A 6,676-nucleotide genomic window follows, 5' to 3' on the forward strand; every position below is an offset into this window, starting at 1 on the left:
ATCCGGATCTTCGTTGTCGACGCCATCGGTGGCGGCCGGATCGTAACCCATCATGCGGATTTCGCGTTTCATCAAAGACATTGCCGCACGGGCATTTTGCTGCATGTCTACCACCAGCTGCTGGGTGACGTGCGAGCGCTGGTGGTTTTGGTAGGCAGCGAATATAGCGATCATGACGATTAGGCCTGCGGCCATGGCCAATAACAGCTCAACTAAAGTAAAGCCATTGGGATTGTCCGTTATTGTCTTCATGTTGGCGTCTCGCATTTTCCGTCTATTATATAAGTTCAACGACGGTTGATTTTTGAATTTGTTTATTGGATTTGTATTGCCTGACATTATTCTAACCGTTCGCCTTGTTGTTAATTGATCCGGGTCATCCCGGTGATGGTCATATTAACGGTGCGGTTCTGGCCGCGGCTGTTCGTCAGCAGGATATTTCCAGCGACATCGGCCAGACCCTTGCTGTCAAAGGTCAATGTTAAATCATTGCCGGGATTATCAGAGTTATCCAGATTGATGCCCGGTGACATCCCTTTTGCGCGTATGGTGCGTTCACCGGCGTCCTGGTTACCGTCCTCATCTGATGCTTCAACGACCCCGTCTAAATCATTATCGATAAAGGCCAGATAACTGTCATTGGCCGGATCAAAGGTTAACACGACATTGGTGTTCTCCTTGATGGCTATCATCTTGGCATGACTAATCGCCACCTGCACGTCTGTTGCCGAGCTTCGCAGATGGCGCTTGGGCAACCAGCCAATATAACCGGGTATTGCAATCGCCGCCAAAATCGCAATGACGGCAATTGAAATCATCAATTCCAGTAATGAAAACCCTCTCGAGTTGTGCATAGTTTCATCCTCCGCTGGTCTTTTTGAGCAATTTGTGTGCCAGCTGTTTAATAAATATAAGCAAATCGCAAAGACACGAGAGCTATCTATATTCTTAATAATTTTAGATTTTTGTAGCCACAACTCACACCTGACCAACCGGTTGGAGGTGGGCACAGAAAAGGTTGCAGGCGGAAGTTTATAAAATCATTTGCAACAGCATTAAATTTTTTAATACCTGTACTCAAAAGAATTTATCGGTCTAAATCATCAAAAATATGAGGTATTTTACAAAAGCAAAACCTTTGACAATTAATATTTGTTTAACTTTGTGGCAAAAGACGCAGGTATCAACATCAAAAAAAAATCAATGAAAAAAATATTCAAAAAATTAATAAGAATTGAGTAAGGCAATCCAAAGATGGGATGAATTACAAAAGACCAAGTCGGGAGATATTATAAGGAAGGATCAGGAAGGAATTAAATGCCATCTATCAGCTTTGAAATAGAATGGATCGTTTGAGGCGGGCGGCTATACGGCGGGCTTTGAAGCAGATGGTGGCTTTGATAGAATACGGGTCGATGCCCTGGCCGTCTCTTTCAACGGCAGTCACTTTCCCTAAAATTTGATCGGCAGTGACCGGTTCATCGCAAACAACAGCGGCATCACCACGCAGGATGAACCAGTGCTGGGGACTGAGGTCTGAGGACTGAGTTTTAAGTGGTGAGTGTTTCGCATGATGAGCGCTCTTTTGGACGATGCGGATGACCCGATGGGCAGCAACGCCCGATTTGTGGCGGTAGAGAATGATATCGCCAGTGATGATCGCGCTGGTTTTGATGGGTGAAACGCTGATGACATCACCATTACATATGGTCGGGTACATGCTGTCGCCGGGAGCGCGGAATTTTACGGCATGACCTTCTCGGAGCAGTTCAGTACAAATCTTTTCAAAATTATCAGGAGTCAGCGATGCGGACTGAGGACTGAGGACTGAGGACTGAGCTAAGTCCGAACATTTTGGTATGGGGTTCTCTTTGAGTCTTGTGTTCATCAACAAGCTATCTACCTATCTCTGAATACTCAAATTATTAAATACCTTAATGCTCACTCGCTACTTGCTTCTTCGCTTTTGGGCTTTTCTTTGTCTGTCGACAGATGCTCGAAGGCCACCCACAATTCTGCCGACTTCCTGGGCCTTATCCATAATTTTCTTGAACTCATTGTTCTTAATGTATTCAACATCTAAAGCCACATAAAGTAAGGAACGAACCTCAGCACAAGAAGCTTTTGCAACCGATAAAAATTGATGGAATTCCCCGCGACCACCTCGCTCAAATCCCTCTGCGATGTTAGACATAATGGAAACCGCTGCTCGTTGAATTTGTCCAGCCAGGCCAAAATCTTTGGCAAATTCGCCCATACGTGAATTTTGATAAATTTCTTTTGTAAGCTCTCTGGCTTTTTGCCAGGCAATCAAATCTTCAAATTTGTCTATTCTTTCTCTTTTCTTCTCATCGCTCATCTGCTTTTTTCCTTTTCGTAAAATTTGCCTAAAACTTAGCACCCTATCCTCAAGGCGTTTCTCTTTTTTTGCTCAGTCCTCAGCACTCAGTCCTCAGTCCTTTTTGAGCTTTTTAACTTCCTTAATCATTTGAGCGTATTGACTTCCACCCTGACAGTATTCGCAATCCCCGTGCGGCGCTATGGGTATATCAAATGCATAAGCCCTGAGATGGGCCACCTGGCACAGGAAATCCACCGGGGTTTCAGGATCCATGCATTCCAGTTGCGCATTGGCCGGGCACATGCCGCACATGGAGCGGATGCCGCAGGTCACACATTTGGTTTGCCGCGTAATGCGTTTCTGCCGCAATTTATAAAGGGCCTCTTGCCAGCCTTGCTCAAAATAGCCTTGCCGCAGATCATAGGCATCGTCCTGGGACATTGCGCACATACGCATCATGCCATACGGATCGATGGCAAAGGCATTGACCCCACCGCCGCAGCGCCACAGCTTTTGAGTTTCCTCGGCTGACGTTGGAAGGCCGCCGAATTGAACAGCAAATTTCTTCCATTCAGCTACCCGTTTCGGATCCAGCAGGTCCATCTTAACAACATCGATCGGCTTCAGGCGCACGTCGAGAGGGCTCTGCGAGCAGTCGTAGCGTGGATTGACCAAGGCATCAAACCGGAATTCCAGCCCGAGATCTTCTTCAGCAAAGCGCTTCATCTGCCAGATCTCGTTTTGATTGACGGTAAGGGCCATGGATTTAAGCTTGAGCGGCAAATTGCGTTCGGTCAGCAACCGAATGCCCTGCAAACAGCGCTCATATGAGCCGGGAACCCCGCTCACCTCTTCATAGGTTTGGCGGGTATAACCATAAAGCGTAATCTCCATGTAAAACGGGGGCAACTCAGCCAGATAATCTGCGATATCCGGCGTGATCAAGGTGCCATTGGTAAACAGGGTGATCAAGAATCCCTGCTGCTTGGCATGGGTATAAATGTCTAAAAAGTCCTTGCGGGCAAATATTTCACCCCCGGTAAACAAGACCCACAAACAGCCGGCCGCGGCCATCTCATCCAGAATTCGGAAATGCTCCCTGGCGCTCATTTCGTCCTGACGCGCGGCTTGATCTGTTAACGGCAGATTGCTGTAGCAGTGAACGCAGCTATTGTTGCAGCGTCGGGTAATTTCTATAACAGCACTGATGGGAACCCTTTTCTTTACAGAGAGGTTGTGAACTCCCAGACTCCAGTCGGTGTAGCTTTTCAATTCTAGAGTGATTTTTTAAATCCTTTTCAGGTTAGCCGGTTGCGCCTGTTGAGCCCGTTCAGTCAGTATTAAAACGACTGATAAGGTTTCTTTTTAGACGAATCAATTTGCCAGACCAAGATTCGATGTTTGCGAGCGAGAGACCACCATTCGATAATACCTATTCGAATCCATCAGCTGTTGATGCGATCCGCTGGCGACCAATCGATTTTCGTCGAGCACAAGAATGCGGTCACAGGCATTAATGGTGGACAGGCGATGGGTGGCAATAAAGAGTGTCTTTTGCCGCACAAATTCAGGCAAGCGCTCAAAAAGCGATTGTTCAGCATCCGTATCCAGGGCTGCGGTGGGTTCGTCCAGTATCAGGATATCGGGGTCTTTGATTAGCGCACGTGCAATGGAAAGCCGCTGTTTTTGACCTTCGGACAGGTTCGCGCCCTTTTCACCAATCAGGGTCTGATAACCTTTGGGCAGTTTTTCAATGAAACCATGGATACCGGCGGCATCAGCTGCCCGCACCACTGCAGCCAGACTGGCGTCCGGATTTCCGTATCTCAGATTATTGATGAGGGTGTCAGCAAGCAGCCGCGGCCGCTGCGCCACGTAGCCGATGCGCTTCCGCAGGGCGCTGACATCATAATCTGAGGCTGGTTGATTATCAAAATAGATTTCACCGTCTGTGGGCTGATAAAAGTGCAACATCAGACTCAAAAGGGTTGTCTTGCCAACACCGCTGGGCCCGACAATTGCCACGCGTTGCCCGGAATGACAATGAAAAGAAAAATTCTGCAAGATCGGCTGACTGCCGTTGTAAGCAAAAGAAACTTCCCTGAATTCTATATCACCGTTGAGTTTTTCAACTGCTTGGCCGCTGCCGGTATTGTCTTCGGGAACGATCTGCAAAAGGGCGGTTACCCGCTGCAGGGCCGCAAGTGCTTTTTGCAGGTCCAGATTGGCAGACGCCAGTATCTGGGCCGGACCAAACACATATGTCAAATAGGCCTGAAAAGCCAATAGCGATCCCAGGGTCCATTGATCGTTTATGATCCACAGGGCGCCCACTGCAAACGAAATGAGCCGCGCCAGACCGGGTGTCGAGTCCACAATCAGAGCGGCAAGCGATGCCACAGTGGTTTGCTGCAAAGAAGTTTGAACCACCCGCTGCCAGCCGGAAAGCAGTTTCCTTTTGGTATGTTTTTCAGAGGCATAGGCCTTGATCAGCGTGCTTTCAGAAAGAGATTCCTGCAGGTTGCCGGCCAGCTCTGCTTTCTGCTCCATGGTTCTGTGGTGCAGGTGATGCAGTTTGCTTGAAAAATAGCGCACACCCCATGCAAGTGCGGGCAGTAAAATCAGGACGACACCGGCAAGCCGCCATTCCAGATAAAACAGCAGGCAGATACCGCCCGCAAATCGAAACGCATTACTGAAGATATGGACAATCGAATTAGAGAAGAACCAGCGAACCCCATCGACATCTTCAGTTAGCCGCGACATCAGGTAACCGGTCTGGTGATCATCGAAAAATGCTTTGGGAAATTTAAGCACCCTTGAGATCAAATCCTGCTGAACATCGAGTGTCACCTGCTGCTCCAGACGGGCAAAGTAAAACTCCTGCAGCATACGCGCCAGTTTTTCAGCAATTAAAAAGCAGGCCAGCAATATCAGCGCGCCGGCCAGAAGTCCGAGTTGCTTGTTCAGGATGACATCATCAACCAGGTAGCGTGTGATCAACGGTGCCGGGAAACTGCAAAGGGCTGCCAGCAGAATCAACACAAGCCCTATAGATCCCTTGCGCCAGTGCCCTTTCAGATACGGCACAAGACTCCTTAAGCTTTCCTTGATCCCCGGATGATCGGTGCTATCGGCGATACGGTCTTGCGGTACCTTACTCGATAACCCCTGCTTCAGATATGTAAACCAGGTTTTCATTAAATCGGAATGGATCCCTTTTTAATATTTTTTATTAGACAGGATTTACAGGATCTTTTTTTCTCTTTTTTCTTAGTTTCCGGATGAAACTAAGAAAACTAAATCCGCCTTGCGGCGGAAACAAAAAAAATTTCATAGAACTTAATATTTGTTTGATTACGTGCCTTTTAAGGTTAAGTTCAATTTAACTACGTTGAGAATTTTGCCCGAAGGGCATGGAGTTTCGTCACTTTCTTCCGGAAAGTAATGAAAAAGAAAAATCCATCAAATCCTGTAAATCCTGTCTAAAATAAAATCCAACCAAACCTTTTAATCCTGTCTAATTTGTAATTAAACCAGAATAGAGATCGTCCAGCTTGGCGATCATCGCTTCCAGGCTGAATTGCTCGCAGCGCTTTTTGCCCCGCTGCCCCATCAGCTTTGCCTGATCCCGATCTTTTAATATCTTCAAGATCGCATCGGCCAGCTCTTTTTCATTGGCCGGCGGCACCAGGTAGCCGGTCTGACCATCTTGAACCAGATCCGGTATGCCCCCTACCCTGCTGGCCACCACCGGATTTCCGGCGGCCATGGCCTCGACGATCACACGACCCATGCCTTCGTTTTGCGATGGCAAAACAAAGACGTCAAACACCGACATCAGTTCATTGATGTCTTGACGCCATCCTAAAAATTTAACTTTGCCGTTCACATTCTTGCGCAACGCTTCGGCTCTCAGATCAACATCCAGATCACCTTTGCCAACCATCACCAGCGTTGTCTCGGGTTGCTCCGGCCAGACATAATCCATGGCCCTCAGCAGGTACTCGGGCCCCTTGATCGGCAGTAGCCAGCCCACAAAACCAATGACGGCATCTGCTGGCTCCAGACCCAGAGAGCGTCTTTTTTCAGCTCGGTTTCCATTGGTATTTAGAAACTGTTTGACATCAACGCCGCTATGAATGGTTATCAATTTTTCAGGCGGGCAAACCGATAATTCAAGGTAGTCATTTTTCTCACCGTGGGTCAGCGCCACTATACGATCGGTAAACCTTGTAAGAAATCGCTCCACCCACAAAAATACTTTAGAAGCCATTTGCCCAAAATGGCCATAAAATACGTGCCCGTGCGGGGTGTGAATAACATGCGGCACAC

7 protein-coding genes are annotated in these 6,676 nt (G+C 47.8%); all 7 read right to left on the bottom strand.

Going from position 1 to position 6,676, the window contains the following annotated elements; all coding sequences use genetic code 11:
• A partial coding sequence (locus QNJ26_21375) for a prepilin-type N-terminal cleavage/methylation domain-containing protein (GenBank protein ID MDJ0988105.1) occupies window positions 1-252 on the bottom strand: 252 nt, incomplete at its 3' end.
• Between the two features lie 110 nt (window positions 253-362).
• Window positions 363-854 (bottom strand): GspH/FimT family protein, encoded by a 492-nt coding sequence (locus QNJ26_21380; GenBank protein ID MDJ0988106.1) that lies wholly within the window; start codon window positions 852-854, stop codon window positions 363-365.
• A 473-nt stretch (window positions 855-1,327) separates the two neighbouring features.
• Entirely contained in the window at window positions 1,328-1,888 is a 561-nt protein-coding gene (locus QNJ26_21385) for a S24/S26 family peptidase (protein MDJ0988107.1), read from the bottom strand.
• A gap of 60 nt (window positions 1,889-1,948) precedes the next feature.
• The gene (locus tag QNJ26_21390; GenBank protein MDJ0988108.1) at window positions 1,949-2,359 is read right to left on the bottom strand and encodes a four helix bundle protein; all 411 of its coding nucleotides are present in this window, start codon (window positions 2,357-2,359) and stop codon (window positions 1,949-1,951) included.
• Window positions 2,360-2,452: 93 nt separating this feature from the next.
• Complete coding sequence (locus QNJ26_21395; GenBank protein MDJ0988109.1) at window positions 2,453-3,613, bottom strand: radical SAM protein; 1,161 nt, start codon at window positions 3,611-3,613, stop codon at window positions 2,453-2,455.
• A gap of 102 nt (window positions 3,614-3,715) precedes the next feature.
• A complete protein-coding gene (locus QNJ26_21400; protein MDJ0988110.1) occupies window positions 3,716-5,542 on the bottom strand; it encodes an ABC transporter ATP-binding protein in 1,827 nt (608 codons plus the stop codon).
• 319 nt (window positions 5,543-5,861) lie between these two features.
• On the bottom strand, window positions 5,862-6,676 hold an 815-nt coding region (locus tag QNJ26_21405), incomplete at its 5' end, for a glycosyltransferase (GenBank protein MDJ0988111.1).

Source organism: Desulfobacterales bacterium (assembly GCA_030066985.1).
Lineage (GTDB): Bacteria > Desulfobacterota > Desulfobacteria > Desulfobacterales > JAHEIW01 > JAHEIW01.

Coding starts and splice junctions, on each gene's coding strand:
- QNJ26_21380 (MDJ0988106.1), bottom strand. CDS start 854: ATGCACAACTCGAGAGGGTTTTCATTACTGGAATTGATGATTTCAATT.
- QNJ26_21400 (MDJ0988110.1), bottom strand. CDS start 5,542: ATGAAAACCTGGTTTACATATCTGAAGCAGGGGTTATCGAGTAAGGTA.
- QNJ26_21390 (MDJ0988108.1), bottom strand. CDS start 2,359: ATGAGCGATGAGAAGAAAAGAGAAAGAATAGACAAATTTGAAGATTTG.
- QNJ26_21385 (MDJ0988107.1), bottom strand. CDS start 1,888: ATGAACACAAGACTCAAAGAGAACCCCATACCAAAATGTTCGGACTTA.